The following is a 17279-nucleotide window of genomic DNA, read 5'->3' on the forward strand; positions in this document are numbered from 1 at the left end:
CTGCGGAGAGGTGGCAGAGTGGTCGAATGCACCGCACTCGAAATGCGGCGTGCCGGTGACGGTACCCAGGGTTCGAATCCCTGCCTCTCCGCCAGTTTTCTGTCGATCCATTGCTGTCGTGGTGCTTTTGCGCGATAAGGGCGGTGTTTCCCATGTCGTCGCTTCCCATTCTCTACAGCTTCCGCCGCTGCCCTTATGCGATGCGCGCCCGGTTGGCTTTGCTGGTGAGCGGGCAGGCGGTTGCGCTGCGCGAAGTGGTGCTGCGCGACAAGCCGGATGCGTTGCGGCAGGCATCGCCTAAGGCGACCGTGCCAGTGCTGGTGCTGCCCGATGGGCAGGCGATCGACCAGAGTATCGACATCATGCGCTGGGCGCTGGGGCGGACCGATCCGGAAGGATGGCTGATGCGGGACGATGCTGGCCTGATCGCCGCCAATGACGGCCCGTTCAAGATGCATCTGGACCGGACCAAATATCCCGATCGCCATGGCAGCGATCCGGCGGTCCACCGCGGCGCGGCGCTGGACTGGCTGCATGTGCTCGACCGTCGATTGCACATCAGCGCGCAGCTATGCGGCGCGGCGCGCGGATTGGCCGATATGGCGATCTTCCCGTTCGTCCGACAGTTCGCGGCAATCGACCCGGCCTGGTTCGAAGCGCAGCCGCTGCCCCATCTGCGTCGCTGGCTCGACATTCATTTGCATAGCCCCCTGTTCGCCGCCGCGATGCTGCGCGTCCCGCCCTGGCGCGAGGGTGGCGCGCCGGTGATTTTTCCGCCTGCAGCGGCCAAGGAAAATATTGCCTGAATCGATCGCGAAAAAATGGCGGACAGTTCGGAAATATTGCCAACCAATAGTGAAAAATTCACGTCATGTTCAGAAGCTGGATCGGAAAGTCACGGTTTTCCGCGATTTCTTCAAACTGGCACGCCTCCTGCAATGTTGTTGGCATGATCCAATACGGATCGCCAACCATCATTCAGGGAGACATTCATCATGAAGACCATCGCTTTCGCCGCCGCCGTTGTTGCCGCCACGCTCGCCGTTTCGGCCGCCAGCACCCCCGCTTTTGCCGAGGCACGGGGCAGCTTTGGAAAAGCCAAGGTGACCTATGACGCCAAGACCGACCGCTATTGCTTCCGCGAAACGGTGACCGGTTCGCTGGTCCCCGTCACCCAGTGCCAGTCGAAGGGCGAATGGGCCCGCAACGGCCTGACCATCAGCCGCAAGTCGAGCGTCCAGCTGGCCCAGCGCTGACACTGTTGCAGGCACCCGCGTCAGGGTGCCCCCCAATCTTCAGGGTGGCCGGTCCTGCCAGACCGGCCTGACCCGATTCCGGCTGCCGTGCCGGACCCGGCGCGCCACGCCGCCGCCCACCCCAAAGCATTTCTGTCTCGCTGCCCAGCATTGCTTGCGCGATTTTTGTCTATAGGATCGATAGATAAGCTGCGTGAGTCGGCAGGGGGATGCATGATCGAACGATATGGGCAGGACGGGCGCTTTGCCCGATTGCGGGCGCGGTTGGCGCGGGCGCTCTTGCGCGAACCCACGGTGATTTTGCTGGAGCGGGACGCCGATACTTTCATGCGGGCGCATGATCCGGGCAATCGGCCCGGCCAGCCCTGCGAAGCGATCCGCTGACCCCTTCGCAACTGCAATATCCACCCTATATGGAGGCGGTCTTTCACCTGCACGCAAGGAACCTCCATGGCCACCAGTCCCCGTACCGTGACCCGCGCGGTCGATCCGTTATTTGTGGAACGCTGGTCGCCCCGCGCCTTTGACAGGTCGCCCATCCCGCAGGGGGATCTCGATACGCTGTTCGATGCGGCGCGCTGGGCGCCGTCGGCGTTCAATTACCAGCCATGGCGTTTTCTCTATGCCCATCGCGACAGCACCGACTGGAGCCGGTTCCTTGGCCTCCTGTTGCCCTTCAACCAAAGCTGGGTGCAGCATGCCGGCGCGCTGGTCTATATCCTGTCCGATACGCTGACTGCCGCGCCGGGATCGGACGATTTCAAGCCGTCGCACAGCCACAGTTTCGATGCGGGCGCGGCCTGGGCCTTGCTGGCGCTACAGGCGACGCGGCTGGGCTATCACACCCATGCGATGAGCGGCGTGGATTTCGATGCCGCCCGTGCCGAACTGGCGGTGCCGGACCGTTTCCGTATCGAGGCCGCGGTGGCGATCGGGCGGATGGGCGACAAGTCGGCCCTGCCCGAAGCCTTGCAAGCGCGCGAGGTGCCGAGCGACCGCAAGGATATCGCGACGTTCGCCCGACCGGGAAATTTCGTGGATTAAGGCGTCAGCCCGACCGGGCAACCGGCATCGTCAAATCCTGCGCAACCCGCGCGCCGAGCATCCGGCCAGACAGCCAGGCCAGTTCGACGCGCGGCCCCAGCAGCCAGTCGCCGCACGCGCCCAGCCGGATATGATCGTTCCACAGCGCGCCATTGTCGGTGCCGCGCGTCATGGCGAAGCGCCAGCGGTGCGCGGTAAGGTACGCCACGGGCGGCAACGCGGCCCCGCCGGTCATCTGCCCCAGCGCATCGAGCAACAGGGGGGCGATGGTGTCGGGGCTTTCTTCCAGATGGGTGGCCGACCAGGCGCCATTGGCCTGCACGACCCAGGCTTCCGGCCCGTCGCGTCCCGGCTTGGCGCTGTTGCGCGCCGCCCATGACAGGATGCCGCCGCCGGTCAGATGATCGACCGGCAGGTCGACGGGTTCGGTAAAGGCGATCATCGCGGTCCAGCAGGGTTGCGATCGCGCCGTCATCGCCACCCGCGCCATGGCCAGATCGTGCAGGCCCAATATGGTGGCGGCTTGCTCGGAAGGCAGCGCGACGATGGCCGCGTCAAACGGCCCCTCCATGCCCGCGTCCAGCCGCACCCACCAACCGGCCGCGTCGCGTTGCAGGCCATGGACATGATGCAGGAAATCCACCCGATGAGCTGCCGCCATGTGGCGGATCGGCGCGTTCATCGCGGGGTTGCCGATCCAGGCGTCTGCCCCGGCTTCAGGCCAGGGAACAGCGACCCCGGCTGCGGCCCAGCCATCGACCTGAAGGCGGAACAGCGGGTCGCGCACGGTAAAATATTGGGCGCCATGATCGAAACTGGCGGTGCCGATCGCGGTTTCCACCCGGCGGGTAGACATGCGCCCGCCCGGCCCGCGCCCCTTGTCGAACAGGCGCACGGCGATGCCATCCTCCGCCAGCCGGTCGGCGCAGGCCAGCCCGGCCATGCCTGCGCCTATGATTGCCAGCGTCACCCTGTGATGTCCTGTTTCAATAGCCCACCGTCAATAGCCCATCAGCGCAAGCAGTTCGCGGCGGCTGGCGCGATCGTCGAGGAAGCAGCCGAGCAGGCGGCTGGTGACCATCGCCACGCCGGGCGTACGCACGCCCCGGCCCGTCATGCAGCCATGCTGCGCCTCTATCACCACCGCGACGCCATGGGGCTGGAGATGGTCCTGAATGCTTTGCGCCACTTCGGCGGTCAGCCGTTCCTGCACCTGCAACCGCCGGGCAAAGCCGTGCAGCACGCGGGCAAGCTTCGATATGCCCACCACCCGGTTGCGCGGCAGATAGGCGATCGAAGCCTTGCCGGTGATCGGCGCCATATGATGTTCGCAATGCGACTGGAACGGAATGTCCTTCAGCAGGACGATCTCGTCATAGCCGCCGACTTCCTCGAACGTGCGGGCCAAATGGCGGCCGGGATCTTCCTCATAGCCGGTGCAATAATCGCGCCATGCCCGCCCGACCCGTGCCGGCGTATCGCGCAAACCTTCGCGGTCCGGATCGTCCCCGGCCCAGCGAATCAGCGTTCGCACCGCGTCCTGCACGGCTTCAGGCACGATCGGGCGGCCATCATCGTCGAAAGCATAGCCGCCAAGGCCAGTGGGGATAAAATTCATGGCCTTTCCCTTTCGTTCATCAGGGGCCTGGTGCAGCCTGCTTGCGGCAGGCGGGGCATTTGGGGCAACATGCCCAAAGGGGCACCGCATCCGCCGATCGCCCGCCAGTCTGTGAGTGCCCATGTCTCTGTCTGAAATGATCGCCAACAGCGCGATCGCCGCCGTGATCAGCAACCCCCGCCTGCCCGACAATCCGATTGTCGAATGCAATGAAGCCTTCATTGCGCTGACCGGCTATACGCGGGATGAAATTGTCGGGCGCAATTGCCGCTTCCTGTCCGGGCCGGATACCGAACCCTGGCTCAGCGAGACGATCCGCGCTGGCGTGCGTGAACGGCGGCCGGTGCTGGTGGAGATATTGAATTACCGCAAGGACGGCACGCCGTTCCGCAACGCCGTGATGGTCGCGCCCATCTTTGGCGTCGATGGCGAACTGGACTATTTTCTGGGCTCGCAAATGGCGGTGGAAAGCCCGGACGCGGCGGGCGCGGAACGATCGTCGGGCGCGCGTGAGCGGATCGCTGCATTGACGTCGCGCCAGCGTGACGTGCTGATCGCGATGGCGGCGGGCAAGCTCAACAAGCAGATCGCCTGGGATCTGGGCCTGACCGAACGCACGGTGAAGATGCACCGCGCCGCGATGCTCAAGGCGCTGGGCGTCAGGACCGGGGCGGAAGGGATCAGGCTGGCGATAGAGGCTGGCTATTAGGGCGCCCGACTGATGTGGGTGCTGCTCGGCATCGCGGTGATCGTTGCGGGTTTCGTGCTGCGCTTCAACCCGCTGCTCGTCATCCTGGCGTCGGCGGTCGTGACGGGGATCGCGGCCGGGCTTGATCCGCTCGCGATCCTCGCCGCCTTTGGCAAGGCGTTCAACGAAGCGCGCTATGTCAGCATCATCTGGATCGTGCTGCCGGTGGTCGGGCTGCTGGAGGCGCATGGGTTGCAGGAACGCGCGCGCGGGTTGATCGGGCGGATGCGCGGGGCGACGGTCGGTCGTTTCCTGATCTTCTATCTGCTGGCGCGGCAGGGATTGGCGGCGGTGGGGCTGACGTCGGTGGCGGGCCATGCGCAGACCGTGCGCCCGCTGGTCGCGCCGATCGCGGAGGCCGCCGCAGAACGCCAGTCGGGCGATCTGGACGATGCGGAGCGGGAGCAGGTCAAGGCGATGGCGGCGGCAACCGACAATGTCGGGCTGTTCTTTGGCGAGGATATATTTCTGGCGATCGGGTCGATCCTGCTGATCAAGGGGCTGCTGGAACAATATGGCATCAGCCTTGAGCCGCTCCAGCTGTCGGTCTGGGCCATCCCGACCGCGATCGCCGCCCTCCTGATCCACGGGTTCAGGCTGTGGCGGCTCGACCGTCGCCTGAACCGGGCGGAACGGCCATGATCACGCTGCACTGGGTCTATGCGCTGGCAGGCGCGATCTTCGCCGCCTTTGCGCTGCTGGGCGTCAACGACACCAGCAATCCGCGCGCCCGCCGGACGGCTGCTTTCTGGGCGCTGCTGGCGCTGTCGATGTGGGCCGGGGATTCGCTGGGCGATCTGGGCAATGGCGTGCTGGTGCTGGGGCTGGTGGCGCTGGCGGCGTCCGGGCTGGGCCGGGGCGGCGGCATGGTGCCGGACAGGGTGCGGCAGGAACGGGCAGGGCGTTTTGGCAACGGGCTGTTCGCCATTGCGCTGGTCATTCCGGCCACCGCTTTGGTCGGCACCTTGCTCTTCAAGGGCGTGCCAACCTGGGTCGATGGCAAGCAGGCAACGCTCATTGCGCTGGCGCTGGGCGTGGTGATCGCCCTGATGGCTGGCTGCCTGTGGCTGCGCGCCGGGCCGATCGTCCCGATGCAGCAGGGGCGGCGACTGATGGATCAGGTCGGCTGGGCGGCGATCCTGCCGCAGATGCTCGCCAGCCTGGGCGCGGTATTTGCGCTGGCCGGGGTCGGTGACGCGGTCGGCGGGCTTGTGAGCCAGGCGATTCCGCAGGGCAGTTTGCTTGGCGCGGTGATCGCCTATGGCCTTGGCATGGCGCTCTTCACCATCGTCATGGGCAACGCCTTTGCCGCTTTCCCGGTAATGACCGCCGCCATCGGCATACCCCTGCTGATCCGCACCTATCACGGCGATCCCGCGATCGTCTGCGCCATCGGGATGCTGGCGGGTTTCTGCGGAACGCTGCTGACGCCGATGGCGGCCAATTTCAACCTCGTCCCTGCCGCCCTGCTGGAACTTAAAGACAAGCATGGCGTCATCAGGCAACAGGTCGGCACGGCTTTGCCGCTGCTGGCCGTCAACATCGCGCTCATTTATTGTCTGGCTTTCCCATGACGCACCTGACCCCCGACATGGCCAATGGCTTTGCCACGCTGACCCTGTCCCATCTGGGACGGCGCTACCCTTACAAGATGGATCTGGTGCTGGCCGGGCCGCAGGATGCGCGCGAACCGGCCGACCATCATCCGATCTTCCACGGCAGTTTCGACTGGCATAGCTGCGTCCATGGCTGGTGGCAGGTGATGCGGCTGCTGCGGCTCTACCCGGACATGCCGCAGGCCAGCGCCATCCGGGCGCAGGCCGACGCAATGCTGGTGCCGGACAAAGTGGCGGGCGAACTCGCGTTCCTCGCGCGGCCCACGGCTACGGGTTTTGAACGGCCCTATGGCTGGGCGTGGGCGCTGGCCCTGCATGGCGAACTGGCGCGGCATGAAGCGCCCTGGGCGGCGGCGTTGGAACCATTGGCGCTGGCCTTCGCCGCGCGCTTCCACGCCTTCCTGCCAAAGCTTACCTATCCGCTGCGCGTCGGCACCCATTTCAACATCGCCTTTGCCCTGACGCTGGCGCTGGAATGGGCCGAAGGGCGTGATCCCGCGCTGATGGCGCTGATCCGCGATCGGGCGCTGCACTGGTTCGGCGATGATCGCGCCTGCCAGGCATGGGAGCCGGGCGGCGACGAATTTCTCTCGCCCGCTCTGTGTGAGGCGCTGTTGATGAGCCGCCTGCTGGCACGGGCCGATTTCGCCGACTGGTTCCACGCCTTCCTGCCGCATCTGGCGCAGGGTGAACCGGCGACCTTATTCACTCCCGCGACCGTGTCGGACCGCAGCGATGGCAAGATCGCCCATCTCGATGGCCTGAACCTCAGCCGCGGCTGGTGCTGGCGCGCGATTGCCGCTGCGCTGGGACCGGGCGATCCGGTCGCGGCATCGGCGCTGGATGCAGCGGAACGGCATATCGCCGCCAGCCTGCCCCATGTCGCTGGCGACTATATGGGGGAACATTGGCTGGCGACGTTCGCGCTGCTGGCGCTGGAACGACCCTCCCCGGCGCGGGGAGGGTGAATTTGGATCAATCCCGCAGCAGGTCGTTGATCCCAGTCTTCGACCGGGTCTGCGCGTCCACCCGCTTGACGATCACGGCGCAATAGAGGCTGGGTCCGGGCGTGCCGTCGGGCAGCGGCTTGCCGGGCAGCGATCCCGGCACGATCACCGAATAGGGCGGCACTTCGCCCATGAACACTTCGCCGGTCGCGCGGTCGATGATCTTGGTCGACTGGCCGATGAACACGCCCATCGACAGGACCGATCCCTTGCCGATGCGCACGCCTTCGACCACTTCGGACCGCGCGCCGATGAAGCAGTCATCCTCGATGATGACCGGGTCGGCCTGCAACGGTTCCAGCACGCCGCCAATGCCGACGCCGCCGGACAGATGGACATTCTTGCCGATCTGCGCGCAGCTGCCCACCGTCACCCAGGCGTCGACCATCGTGCCTTCATCCACGAACGCGCCGATATTGACGAAGCTGGGCATCAGGATCGCATTCTTGGCGATATGCGCGCCCGCGCGGGCAAGTGCGCCCGGCACCGCGCGGAAACCGGCGGCGCGGAACTCCGCCTCGCCCCAGCCTGCGAATTTGCTGGGCACCTTGTCCCACCAATAACCGCCACCGGGACCGTTTTCGATCAACACATTGTCATTCAGGCGGAAGGAAAGCAGCACGGCTTTCTTGAGCCACTGGTTGACCTGCCAGCCATCGGCGGTCGGCTCGGCGACGCGCGCCTTGCCGCTGTCGAGCAGGGCAAGCGCCGCGTTCACAGCATCGCGCACCGCCCCTTGCGTGGTCAGGCTCACATTGGCCCGGTCCTCCCAGGCGGCGTCGATTATGCTTTGCAGGTCGGTCATGCGCTTTCCCCAAAAATGCCGGCCAGAAACGGCCTCAGATGATCGGTCTCGAAATCGATAAAATCGGGATGATGGTCATGATTGCCCGCTTCGGAGCCATTATTGACCCAGATGGTCGCCATGCCGATCGCCTTGGCGGGCCGCAAATTGCGCGCCATATCCTCGAAAAAGGCGGCGCGGGTCGGGTCGACATCATGGACGCGGCACAATTCGGCATAGCCCGACGGATCGGGCTTGGGCACATATTGGCAGGCATGAATGTCGTGGATCTGCTCGAACAGGCCGGACAGGCCCAGCTTGTCGAGCACGCGGCCGGCATAGTCCGCATCGCCATTGGTGAAGATCAGGCGGCGGCCCGGCAGCGCGGCGATATGGGCATTCAGCTCCGCATCGACCTCCAGCCGGTCCATCGATATGTCATGGACATAGTCGAGAAAGTCGCGCGGCTCGATGCCATGATGGTGCATCAGGCCCGACAGGGTCGTGCCATGCTCCATGAAATAGCGCTTCTGCGTCTGCCGCGCGATGACCGGGTCGCAGCCAAGCAGCCCCTGGATGAATTCGCCCATCTTCACGTCGATCAGCGCAAACAGGTCCGCCTTCGCCGGATAAAGCGTGTTGTCCAGATCGAAGATCCAGGTGTCGACATGGGCCAGATCGGCAAGCATGGCCGCGCCCTAGTCCCGTGCGCCGGGAAGGGCAAGCCACTAACCCTTCTCCCCGTGGGGGAGAAGTTGGAAGAGGGGGATGGGCATGGCGTGCGACGCACCCCCTCTCCGGCTGCGACCAGGCGGCAAAGCCGCCAACTCTCGCTGCCCTCTCCCCCATGGGGAGAGGAGTGTTCAACATCCCAGCGGTTCGCTATCCTCATAAAAGGCCTGCACCGCCTGCCATGCTTCGTCGGCGCTTTCGACCCAGGTGATGAGGTTGAGGTCAGCCGGCGCGATCACGCCTTCATCGGCCAGCGCCTCGAAATCGACCACCCGGTTCCAGAATTCCTTGCCGAACAGCAGGATGGGAATGGGCTTCATCTTGCCGGTCTGAATGAGGGTCAGCAGTTCGAACATCTCGTCGAACGTGCCAAAGCCGCCGGGGAACACCGCCAGCGCCCGCGCCCGCAACAGGAAATGCATCTTGCGCAGCGCGAAATAGTGGAACTGGAAACTCAGTTCCGGCGTGACGAAGCGATTGGGCGCCTGTTCGTGGGGCAGGACGATGTTCATGCCGATCGTGGTCTGGCCGACATCGGCCGCGCCGCGATTGGCCGCTTCCATGATGGAAGGGCCGCCGCCTGAACAGACGACGAAGTGGCGGCATCCCGCCGCGTTCACCGGATATTGCGCTGCGATGCTCGCCAGCTTGCGGGCTTCATCATAATAATGCGCCTTCTTGCCCAGATTTTCGGCAATGCGCTTCTGTTCCGGCGTGGTCGCAGCGTCGATCCGGGCCTGTACCTGATCGGGTTCGGGAATGCGGGCGGAACCATAGAAAACGAAGGTCGATTCGATTCGCGCTTCGTCCATCAACAATTGCGGCTTCAGCAATTCCAACTGGAACCGGACCGGGCGCAGATCCTCGCGCAGCAGAAATTCGGTGTCCTGAAAGGCCAGCCTGTAGGCGCTGCTGCTGGTCTGGGGCGTATCGATCGCCTTGCGGGCGTCCGCCGCCTCCTGACTGGCGGGGCGGAATTTGCGTTCTTCAATGTCTTTTTTTGTCATCCCCACGACTTAAGGGGCGCAGATGACATTGCCAAGGCGGATTACCTGCAAAACCCGCCCTCCTGTTTGGCGCTCAACGGCAAAACCCGCCGCGCCCGCCCATGTCGAAATGAAAATGGTCGCGATGGGCCGCGTTATAATCGGGGCTGAGGACGGTGTTGAACCGCTTGCAGGCGCTGGCGTGGATGACCTTTAGGAACTGGCGCGTCTCCCGATCGCCGTTCCATCCCTGTTCGACACTGATCTTGCGCCCGTCGGCCATCACGAAGGCGGCGACGTCGATCGCGTTGCTATGGGCATGTTCGGACAATTTACCAAGGCCTGCGATGGGCCGACAATTATAGGTGCCGAACGTCTCGATCCGCACGATCTCCGTCCCCAATATGGCGCGCGCGGCGGGCTGCACGCCATAGCGCGCCCAGGCGGCGAAATTGGCGGCCAGTTGGCAAGTCATCGCGCCCAGATTGGTCGCGGGCACGCCAAAGTCGATCAGCTTGACGCTGCTCAGCGCGCTGCACCCGCCGCCGAACGTCCGGTCGGGCAGGGGGGTATAGGCGATCGCCTGCGCATTGAGTTTCGCCAAACACTGGCGAAACGCCATCGGCTGCGGCGCTGCCGGACGCGCGGGCTTGGAGACGCGCGCCACACGGCCACGCGGCACCAGATCGCCGCCGCACGCGCTCAGCATCATCGCCATCGTCACGGCCAGCGCCGCGCCGCGAAACATCGTCATCGTCATCGCCCGCTCTATCAGGAGCCAGCCATGGTAGCAGGACAAGTCTTGCTGATGGTTAACGGCGGGCACGGCTCGTCCCGTTTTTAGCACTGGGTCATTTTCGCAACCGGCTTGACAGGTCCGCCGAAATCTCTAGGGCGGCCGACGGGCCACGCGGTCCCAACGCCGCGCTGCTCTCTGTAAGGAGAAGCTACATGACTGAAGTTACCGAAGCCGGCGCCCGTATTGCGCCTGCCGCCAAGCCGACGACTCTGCCGGCTCGCCCTTTTTTCTCTTCCGGTCCCTGTGCCAAGCCTCCGGGCTGGAGCGCCGCTGCGCTCGCCACCGACTCGCTGGGCCGCTCGCACCGTAGCAAGATCGGCAAGAACCGCCTCGCTTACTGCATCGACCTGATGCGCGAATTGCTGAACCTGCCCGACACCCACCGCATCGGCATCGTCCCCGGTTCCGACACCGGCGCCTTTGAAATGGCGATGTGGACGATGCTGGGCGCGCGCCCGGTCACGACCATCGCCTGGGAAAGCTTTGGCGAAGGCTGGGTGACCGATGCCGCCAAGCAGTTGAAGCTCGACCCCACCGTCATTCGCGCCGACTATGGCCAGCTGCCTGATCTGTCGGCGGTCGATTTCAGCACCGACGTGCTGTTCACCTGGAATGGCACCACGTCGGGCGTCCGCGTCCCCAATGCCGATTTCATCCCGGCGGATCGCGAAGGGCTGACCTTCGCCGACGCGACCAGCGCGGTGTTCGCCTATGACATCGACTGGGCGAAGATCGACGTTGCCACCTTCTCCTGGCAGAAGGTGCTGGGCGGCGAGGGCGGCCATGGCGTGCTGATCCTTGGTCCCCGCGCGGTCGAACGGCTCGAAACCTACACCCCCGCCTGGCCGCTGCCCAAGGTGTTCCGGCTGGTGTCGAAGGGCAAGCTGGCCGAAGGCGTATTCAAGGGCGAAACGATCAACACCCCGTCCATGCTGGCGGTCGAGGATGCGATCTTTGCGCTGGAATGGGGCAAGTCGATCGGCGGCGCCGCTGGCCTGATCGCCCGCAGCGACGCCAATGCCGCGGCTCTGGACAGGATCGTAGCCGAGCGCGACTGGCTCGGCCATCTCGCGGTCGATGAAGCCTCGCGCTCGAAAACCAGCGTTTGCCTGACCGTTGCAGGTGCCGACGAAGCCTTTATCAAGGCCTTCGCCGCATTGCTCGAAAAGGAAGGCGCCGCGTTCGACGTCGCGGGCTATCGCGATGCCCCCGCCGGGCTCCGCATCTGGTGTGGCGCGACCGTCGATACTGCCGACATCGAAGCGCTCGGTCCCTGGCTCGACTGGGCCTATGCGACCGTAAAGGCTGCTTAATCTAAAACAAAGCCGTCATTCCCGCGAAGGCGGGAACCCATCTCCCACCATATTGACAGGTGCAACGGTCGGAGATGGATCCCCGCCTTCGCGGGGATGACGGGACTATTTTCCAAAGGAAATACAGATGCCCAAGGTACTTATCAGCGACCAGATGGACCCCCGCGCCGCCGCCATTTTCCGTGAGCGCGGCGTCGAAGTCGACGTCATCACCGGCAAGACCCCCGAAGAGTTGAAGGCCATGATCGGCCAGTATGACGGCCTTGCCATCCGGTCCTCGACCAAGGTGACAAAGGACATTCTCGACGCCGCCACCAACCTCAAGGTCATTGGCCGCGCTGGCATCGGCGTCGACAATGTCGACATCCCCTACGCCTCGGCCAAGGGCGTGATCGTCATGAACACGCCGTTCGGCAACTCGATCACCACCGCCGAACATGCCATCGCGCTGATCTTCGCGCTGGCGCGCCAGATTCCCGAAGCCAACACCCAGACCCAGCAGGGCCTGTGGCCGAAAAACGGCTTCATGGGCGTGGAAGTCACCGGCAAGACGCTGGGCCTGATCGGCGCCGGCAATATCGGCTCGATCGTCGCCAGCCGCGCGCTGGGCCTGAAAATGAAGGTCGTCGCCTTCGATCCGTTCCTGACGCCGGAACGCGCCATCGAAATGGGCGTGGAAAAGGCCGATCTCGACACGCTGCTGGCGAAGGCCGACTTCATCACGCTGCACACGCCGCTGACCGACCAGACCCGCAACATATTGAGCCGCGAAAATCTGGCCAAGACCAAGCAGGGCGTGCGTATCGTCAACTGCGCGCGCGGCGGGCTGATCGACGAGGCCGCGCTCAAGGACGCGCTCGATTCGGGCCATGTCGCGGGCGCCGCGCTGGACGTGTTCCAGACCGAACCGGCCAAGGAATCGCCCTTGTTCGGCACGCCCAACTTCATCTGCACCCCGCATCTGGGTGCGTCGACCGATGAAGCGCAGGTCAATGTGGCGTTGCAGGTCGCCGAACAGCTGTCCGACTATCTGCTCGACGGCGGCATCACCAATGCGCTCAACGTCCCCAGCCTGTCGGCGGAGGAAGCGCCCAAGCTCAAGCCCTATATGGCGATCGCGGAGAAGCTGGGCAGCCTGGTCGGCCAGCTCGAAGGCGACCAGATCACCGGCGTTGCGGTAGAGGTGGAAGGCCATGCCGCCGAACTGAACCAGAAGCCCATCACCGCCGCCGTGCTGGCGGGCCTGATGCGCGTCTATTCGGACACGGTGAACATGGTCAACGCGCCCTTCCTGGCCAAGGAACGCGGCCTTGACGTGCGCGAAGTGCGCCATGACCGCGAAGGCGATTATCAGACGCTGGTGCGCGTCACCGTCACCACCGAAAGCGGCGAGCGTTCGGTCGCGGGCACCTTGTTCGGCCATGCCAGCCCCCGCCTGGTCGAACTGTTCGGCATCAAGGTGGAGGCCGATCTCGACGGCACCATGCTCTACATCGTCAACCAGGACGCGCCCGGTTTCATCGGCCGCCTGGGGTCGACGCTCGGCGCAGCCGACGTCAATATCGGCACCTTCCACCTGGGCCGTCGCAACCAGGGCGGCGAAGCGGTGTTGCTGCTGTCGGTCGACGGCACCGTCACCGAACCGCTGCGCTGGGAAATCTGCAACCTGACCGGCGTGAAGCAGGTGAAGGTGCTGCGCTTCGCCTAAGCTGCCCCCTTACCCGTTCGTCCTGAGCCTGTCGAAGGACTGTTCTTCTTAAAAGGACAGGGCTTCGACAGGCTCAGCCCGAACGGTGGATGGGGATGGCCTAGCGCCAATTTTCCGCTAAAGGCGCAAGCCATGACCATGATCCCGCCCAGCCTCCTTCCAGAGGGTCTGTCCGACCGCCTGCCGCCGCAGGCCGAAGCCTCCGCCCGGCTTGCCCGCCGCGTTCTGGATACGGTTGCCACTCATGGCTATGAACGGGTCATGCCGCCGCTCGCGGAGTTTGAGGATACGTTGACCCAGCGCCTCAAATCCATGCGCGCGCAGGATCTGGTTCGCGCCGTCGATCCCGTGTCGCAGCGCAGCCTGGCGCTGCGCCCGGACATGACGGCGCAGGTCGGCCGCATCGCCGCGACTCGCCTGGCCACTGCGCCGCGCCCGATGCGCCTTTCCTATGCCGGGCCGGTGATCCGGCTCAAAGCCAATCAGCTGCGCCCGGAGCGGGAGAAGTTGCAGGTCGGGGCCGAACTGATCGGGTCGGACAGCGTCACGGCCGTCGTCGAGATCGTCAATGTCGCGATCGAGGCGTTGCAGGCGGCGGGCGTCAGCGGCCTTACCATCGATTTCACCCTGCCCGACCTGATCGACATGCTGGCCGCCGGGCCTTTGCCGCTGGCGGCGGGTGAACTGGAAGCGGTCCGCACCGAACTGGACGCCAAGGATGCAGGCGCCCTCGTCGCGCTGGGGCCGCAGGCCGCGGCCTATCTGCCGTTGATCGAGGCGACGGGGCCGTTCCACGCCGCGATGGAGCGGCTCGAAGCCTTCAATGCCAGCCTTGGCGGCGCGATCGACAGCCGTATCGCGGGCCTGCGCGCCATCGCCAAGCCGATCGGCTGGGACATCACGCTGACGCTCGATCCGACCGAGCGGCACGGTTTTGAATATCAGAACTGGTTTGGCTTCTCGATCTTTGCCGAAGGCTTTATCGGCGAAATCGGCCGGGGCGGCAGCTATGCCATCCTGCGCGCCGACGGAGAGGAGGAGCCAGCCATCGGCTTTTCCCTTTATCCCGATCCGCTGATCGACGCTGGTTTTGGCGACAAGGCGCCCCGGCGGCTGTTCCTGCCGCTGGGCGCGGATGCGGCCCGCGCCGCCGAATTGCGGGCCGAGGGCTGGCACACCGTCGCCGCGCTGGTCGGCGATGAGGATGGCGCGACATTGCGCTGTTCGCATTGGCTCGATGGCGCGGAACTGCGCGCCTTCTAACGGAAGACTCGCGCCAGCCAGTCGTCGACCATGGCCGTGCCCGGATAGGCCGGATCGCCCATCTGCCGGTTGATCTGCATATGGCCGCGCAGCCCGCGACCCTCCAGCGCCCGTATCTCGACGGGCGTACCCGCGCGCTTCAAGGCTGCGGCCAGCGCCTGCGACTGCGCCGTGCCATCGTCCCGGTCGACATGCAGGATCAGGAAGGCCGGGGCGTTGGGCCGGGCGGCATGGCGAGTCGGCGACAGCGCCTGTTGCCGCGCGGGATCGGTGCCGAACGCCTGTTCATAGGTGCCCTTCATGAACCGGCCCGATTGCGCCATCTGCGCCGCCACGTCATAGGCCGCCCCATCCAGCGGGATGATGCCGCGCACGGCGTCGGGCGACAGCCCTGCTTTGGCGAAATAGCGCATGTCCGTCCCCACCAGCGCGACCAGATGCGCGCCCGCACTATGCCCCATCAGCACGATCCGGCCCGGATCGACCCCCAATGTCGCCGCGCGGCGGCGCAGGAAGGCAACGGCATCGGCCACGTCCTGCGCCTGCTGCTCGACCGTGGCACCAGGCACCAGGCGATAGTCGATGGACGCGAAAGCATATCCAAGCTGTTGATAGTGAACGGATTTATAGCGTCCGGTGGCATTGTCCTTGCTACCGCGCTTCCATCCCCCGCCATGGACGAAGATCACCAATGGCCGCACTATGTTCGGCTTGCTGTCGGTTTTGCCCGGCCAGAAATCCAGCGTCTGCGCCGGATCGCTGCCATAGGCCATCACTTGTTCGCCGGGGGGCGCGCGCAGCGGCGCTCCATGGGCGGGGGACAGAAGCGACAGGCACAGGACAAGGATCAAGGCTATCCGCACGGCGTATCTCCACGAACGACGGACAATCAGGATCGCGCGCCTGCTTCACCACGTAAAGCTGTTGCGCTGTATCAAAGTGTAATCGTCCCTCCGCCTTGACGCGCCAGCCCCGCGCCGCTAACCCGCGCCCGCACCGGGTGCCCCATATTCTGTCAGGCGCCCAATCGATCCTACCGGCATGTCGAGTCCCGTCGAAGGGCATGGCCGGTCCGCGCGGCGGGCGGAGATCTGTATCCATGGCAAATGTAACCGTGATCGGCGCCCAATGGGGTGACGAGGGCAAGGGCAAGATCGTCGACTGGCTGTCGGAGCGCGCCGATGTCGTCGCCCGTTTCCAGGGTGGCCATAATGCTGGCCACACGCTCGTCGTGGGCGAGAAAGTCTATAAACTCTCGCTGCTGCCATCGGGCATCGTGCGCGGCACGCTGTCGGTGATCGGCAATGGCGTGGTGCTCGATCCCTGGCACTTCCGCGATGAAGTCGCCAAGCTGACCGCGCAGGGCGTGTCGATCACGCCCGACAATCTCCAGATCGCCGAAACCTGCCCGCTGATCCTGCCCTTCCACCGCGACCTTGATGGCCTGCGCGAGGATGCGAGCGGCGCGGGCAAGATCGGCACCACCCGGCGCGGCATCGGCCCGGCCTATGAGGACAAGGTCGGCCGCCGCGCCATCCGCGTGTGCGACCTTGCTCATCTCGACGATCTCGGCCCGCAGCTGGACCGGCTGACCGCCCATCATGACGCGCTGCGCGCCGGTTTTGGCGAACCGCCGATCGACCGCGCCGCGCTGATGGCGGAACTGACCGAGATTGCCGATTTCATCCTTCCCTTCGTCAAGCCCGTCTGGCTGACGCTCAACCGCGCCAAGGCGGCGGGCAAGCGCATCCTGTTCGAGGGCGCGCAGGGCACGCTGCTCGACATCGACCATGGCACCTATCCCTTCGTCACCTCGTCCAACACGGTCGCGGGCACGGCGGCCAGCGGCACCGGCCTTGGCCCCAATGCGGCGGGCTTCGTGCTGGGCATCGTCAAGGCCTATACCACCCGCGTCGGCTCCGGCCCGTTCCCGACCGAGCTGGAGGACGCCACTGGCCAGCGGCTGGGCGAGCGCGGCCATGAATTTGGCACCGTCACCGGCCGCAAGCGCCGCTGCGGCTGGTTCGACGCGGTGCTGGTGCGCCAGTCGATCGCCGTGTCGGGCGTCACCGGCATCGCGCTGACCAAGCTTGACGTGCTGGACGGGTTCGACACGCTCAACATCTGCGTCGGCTACAAGATTGGCGATCAGACCTACGATTATCTGCCCGCCCATGCCCAGGATCAGGCCAAGGCCCAGCCGATCTACGAAGCGATCGAAGGCTGGCACAACACGACCGCTGGCGCGCGCAGCTGGGCGGACCTTCCGGCGCAGGCGATCAAATATATCCGCCGGATCGAGGAACTGATCGGCTGCCCGGTCACGCTCGTATCCACCAGCCCGGAACGCGAGGATACCATCCTGGTGCGCGATCCGTTCGCGGATTAAGGGTATAGGGGGGCGG

Annotated in this window: 19 protein-coding genes and 1 tRNA gene; 13 read left to right on the forward strand and 7 right to left on the reverse strand. The window is 65.2% G+C overall.

The window, feature by feature from the left end:
* Positions 1-4 precede the first annotated feature (4 nt).
* The 5 genes from SX1_RS03515 to SX1_RS03540 all read left to right on the forward strand — a co-directional run bounded on the left by SX1_RS03515 (position 5) and on the right by SX1_RS03540 (position 2300).
* Positions 5-94 (forward strand) — tRNA-Ser (locus SX1_RS03515).
* A gap of 58 nt (positions 95-152) precedes the next feature.
* Positions 153-806: a glutathione S-transferase gene (locus tag SX1_RS03520; protein WP_019051950.1), complete on the forward strand. Its 654-nt coding sequence runs from the start codon at positions 153-155 to the stop codon at positions 804-806.
* A gap of 189 nt (positions 807-995) precedes the next feature.
* Positions 996-1256, forward strand: a complete 261-nt coding sequence (locus SX1_RS03530; RefSeq protein WP_019051952.1) for a hypothetical protein — start codon at positions 996-998, stop codon at positions 1254-1256.
* A 213-nt stretch (positions 1257-1469) separates the two neighbouring features.
* The gene (locus SX1_RS24470; protein WP_019051953.1) at positions 1470-1640 is read left to right on the forward strand and encodes a hypothetical protein; all 171 of its coding nucleotides are present in this window, start codon (positions 1470-1472) and stop codon (positions 1638-1640) included.
* A gap of 66 nt (positions 1641-1706) precedes the next feature.
* A complete protein-coding gene (locus SX1_RS03540; protein ID WP_019051954.1) occupies positions 1707-2300 on the forward strand; it encodes a nitroreductase family protein in 594 nt (197 codons plus the stop codon).
* A 4-nt stretch (positions 2301-2304) separates the two neighbouring features.
* On the opposite strand, the gene SX1_RS03545 is transcribed toward SX1_RS03540, so the two are convergent.
* Both SX1_RS03545 and folE read right to left on the reverse strand, forming a co-directional pair.
* Positions 2305-3270, reverse strand: a complete 966-nt coding sequence (locus tag SX1_RS03545; RefSeq protein ID WP_019051955.1) for an NAD(P)/FAD-dependent oxidoreductase — start codon at positions 3268-3270, stop codon at positions 2305-2307.
* A 30-nt stretch (positions 3271-3300) separates the two neighbouring features.
* The gene (gene folE / locus SX1_RS03550) at positions 3301-3918 is read right to left on the reverse strand and encodes a GTP cyclohydrolase I FolE (protein WP_019051956.1); all 618 of its coding nucleotides are present in this window, start codon (positions 3916-3918) and stop codon (positions 3301-3303) included.
* Between the two features lie 121 nt (positions 3919-4039).
* Here folE and SX1_RS03555 point away from each other — a divergent pair, with 121 nt between their 5' ends.
* The 4 genes from SX1_RS03555 to SX1_RS03570 are packed head-to-tail and all read left to right on the forward strand — an operon-like array spanning position 4040 to position 7250.
* Entirely contained in the window at positions 4040-4627 is a 588-nt protein-coding gene (locus SX1_RS03555) for a PAS domain-containing protein (RefSeq protein WP_026149477.1), read from the forward strand.
* Positions 4628-4639: 12 nt separating this feature from the next.
* Complete coding sequence (locus tag SX1_RS03560; RefSeq protein ID WP_019051958.1) at positions 4640-5308, forward strand: DUF969 domain-containing protein; 669 nt, start codon at positions 4640-4642, stop codon at positions 5306-5308.
* Positions 5305-6240, forward strand: coding sequence for a DUF979 domain-containing protein (locus SX1_RS03565; protein ID WP_019051959.1), 936 nt, complete (start codon positions 5305-5307; stop codon positions 6238-6240). Before SX1_RS03560 ends, SX1_RS03565 begins: the two co-directional genes overlap by 4 nt.
* Positions 6237-7250, forward strand: coding sequence for a DUF2891 domain-containing protein (locus tag SX1_RS03570; protein ID WP_019051960.1), 1014 nt, complete (start codon positions 6237-6239; stop codon positions 7248-7250). The genes SX1_RS03565 and SX1_RS03570 overlap by 4 nt, the downstream gene beginning before the upstream one ends.
* 7 nt (positions 7251-7257) lie before the next feature.
* Here SX1_RS03570 and dapD read toward each other — a convergent pair whose 3' ends face one another.
* From dapD to SX1_RS03590, 4 genes are all read right to left on the reverse strand, one after another.
* Positions 7258-8094, reverse strand: coding sequence for a 2,3,4,5-tetrahydropyridine-2,6-dicarboxylate N-succinyltransferase (dapD, locus tag SX1_RS03575; RefSeq protein ID WP_019051961.1), 837 nt, complete (start codon positions 8092-8094; stop codon positions 7258-7260).
* Positions 8091-8762, reverse strand: a complete 672-nt coding sequence (locus tag SX1_RS03580; RefSeq protein ID WP_019051962.1) for a pyrimidine 5'-nucleotidase — start codon at positions 8760-8762, stop codon at positions 8091-8093. Before SX1_RS03580 ends, dapD begins: the two co-directional genes overlap by 4 nt.
* Positions 8763-8936: 174 nt before the next feature.
* On the reverse strand, positions 8937-9812 hold the full coding sequence (locus tag SX1_RS03585) for an LOG family protein (RefSeq protein ID WP_017181664.1): 876 nt from the start codon (positions 9810-9812) through the stop codon (positions 8937-8939).
* 73 nt (positions 9813-9885) lie between these two features.
* Positions 9886-10551, reverse strand: coding sequence for an extensin family protein (locus SX1_RS03590; RefSeq protein ID WP_019051963.1), 666 nt, complete (start codon positions 10549-10551; stop codon positions 9886-9888).
* A 191-nt stretch (positions 10552-10742) separates the two neighbouring features.
* On the opposite strand from SX1_RS03590, the gene SX1_RS03595 reads away from it, so the two are divergent.
* The 3 genes from SX1_RS03595 to SX1_RS03605 all read left to right on the forward strand — a co-directional run bounded on the left by SX1_RS03595 (position 10743) and on the right by SX1_RS03605 (position 14874).
* Positions 10743-11903: a phosphoserine transaminase gene (locus SX1_RS03595; RefSeq protein WP_019051964.1), complete on the forward strand. Its 1161-nt coding sequence runs from the start codon at positions 10743-10745 to the stop codon at positions 11901-11903.
* 127 nt (positions 11904-12030) lie between these two features.
* The gene (gene serA / locus SX1_RS03600) at positions 12031-13611 is read left to right on the forward strand and encodes a phosphoglycerate dehydrogenase (protein WP_017181661.1); all 1581 of its coding nucleotides are present in this window, start codon (positions 12031-12033) and stop codon (positions 13609-13611) included.
* 132 nt (positions 13612-13743) lie between these two features.
* The gene (locus SX1_RS03605; protein WP_019051965.1) at positions 13744-14874 is read left to right on the forward strand and encodes an ATP phosphoribosyltransferase regulatory subunit; all 1131 of its coding nucleotides are present in this window, start codon (positions 13744-13746) and stop codon (positions 14872-14874) included.
* Here SX1_RS03605 and SX1_RS03610 read toward each other — a convergent pair.
* On the reverse strand, positions 14871-15737 hold the full coding sequence (locus SX1_RS03610; protein ID WP_026149479.1) for an alpha/beta hydrolase: 867 nt from the start codon (positions 15735-15737) through the stop codon (positions 14871-14873). The genes SX1_RS03605 and SX1_RS03610 overlap by 4 nt on opposite strands.
* 236 nt (positions 15738-15973) lie before the next feature.
* Between SX1_RS03610 and SX1_RS03615 the strand changes: the two genes are divergently transcribed.
* Positions 15974-17263, forward strand: a complete 1290-nt coding sequence (locus tag SX1_RS03615; RefSeq protein ID WP_017181658.1) for an adenylosuccinate synthase — start codon at positions 15974-15976, stop codon at positions 17261-17263.
* The last annotated feature ends 16 nt before the right edge of the window (positions 17264-17279 follow it).

The sequence above is a fragment of the Sphingobium xenophagum NBRC 107872 genome (assembly GCF_000367345.1).
GTDB classification, from domain to species: domain Bacteria; phylum Pseudomonadota; class Alphaproteobacteria; order Sphingomonadales; family Sphingomonadaceae; genus Sphingobium; species Sphingobium xenophagum.

Excerpts from the sequence above, each read along its gene's own strand:
- SX1_RS03520 (WP_019051950.1), top strand. The coding sequence starts at position 153 with ATGTCGTCGCTTCCCATTCTCTACAGCTTCCGCCGCTGCCCTTATGCG.
- SX1_RS03530 (WP_019051952.1), top strand. The coding sequence starts at position 996 with ATGAAGACCATCGCTTTCGCCGCCGCCGTTGTTGCCGCCACGCTCGCC.
- SX1_RS24470 (WP_019051953.1), top strand. The coding sequence starts at position 1,470 with ATGATCGAACGATATGGGCAGGACGGGCGCTTTGCCCGATTGCGGGCG.
- SX1_RS03540 (WP_019051954.1), top strand. The coding sequence starts at position 1,707 with ATGGCCACCAGTCCCCGTACCGTGACCCGCGCGGTCGATCCGTTATTT.
- folE (WP_019051956.1), bottom strand. The coding sequence starts at position 3,918 with ATGAATTTTATCCCCACTGGCCTTGGCGGCTATGCTTTCGACGATGAT.
- SX1_RS03555 (WP_026149477.1), top strand. The coding sequence starts at position 4,040 with ATGTCTCTGTCTGAAATGATCGCCAACAGCGCGATCGCCGCCGTGATC.
- SX1_RS03560 (WP_019051958.1), top strand. The coding sequence starts at position 4,640 with ATGTGGGTGCTGCTCGGCATCGCGGTGATCGTTGCGGGTTTCGTGCTG.
- SX1_RS03565 (WP_019051959.1), top strand. The coding sequence starts at position 5,305 with ATGATCACGCTGCACTGGGTCTATGCGCTGGCAGGCGCGATCTTCGCC.
- SX1_RS03570 (WP_019051960.1), top strand. The coding sequence starts at position 6,237 with ATGACGCACCTGACCCCCGACATGGCCAATGGCTTTGCCACGCTGACC.
- dapD (WP_019051961.1), bottom strand. The coding sequence starts at position 8,094 with ATGACCGACCTGCAAAGCATAATCGACGCCGCCTGGGAGGACCGGGCC.
- SX1_RS03580 (WP_019051962.1), bottom strand. The coding sequence starts at position 8,762 with ATGCTTGCCGATCTGGCCCATGTCGACACCTGGATCTTCGATCTGGAC.
- SX1_RS03585 (WP_017181664.1), bottom strand. The coding sequence starts at position 9,812 with ATGACAAAAAAAGACATTGAAGAACGCAAATTCCGCCCCGCCAGTCAG.
- SX1_RS03590 (WP_019051963.1), bottom strand. The coding sequence starts at position 10,551 with ATGACGATGACGATGTTTCGCGGCGCGGCGCTGGCCGTGACGATGGCG.
- SX1_RS03595 (WP_019051964.1), top strand. The coding sequence starts at position 10,743 with ATGACTGAAGTTACCGAAGCCGGCGCCCGTATTGCGCCTGCCGCCAAG.
- serA (WP_017181661.1), top strand. The coding sequence starts at position 12,031 with ATGCCCAAGGTACTTATCAGCGACCAGATGGACCCCCGCGCCGCCGCC.
- SX1_RS03605 (WP_019051965.1), top strand. The coding sequence starts at position 13,744 with ATGACCATGATCCCGCCCAGCCTCCTTCCAGAGGGTCTGTCCGACCGC.
- SX1_RS03615 (WP_017181658.1), top strand. The coding sequence starts at position 15,974 with ATGGCAAATGTAACCGTGATCGGCGCCCAATGGGGTGACGAGGGCAAG.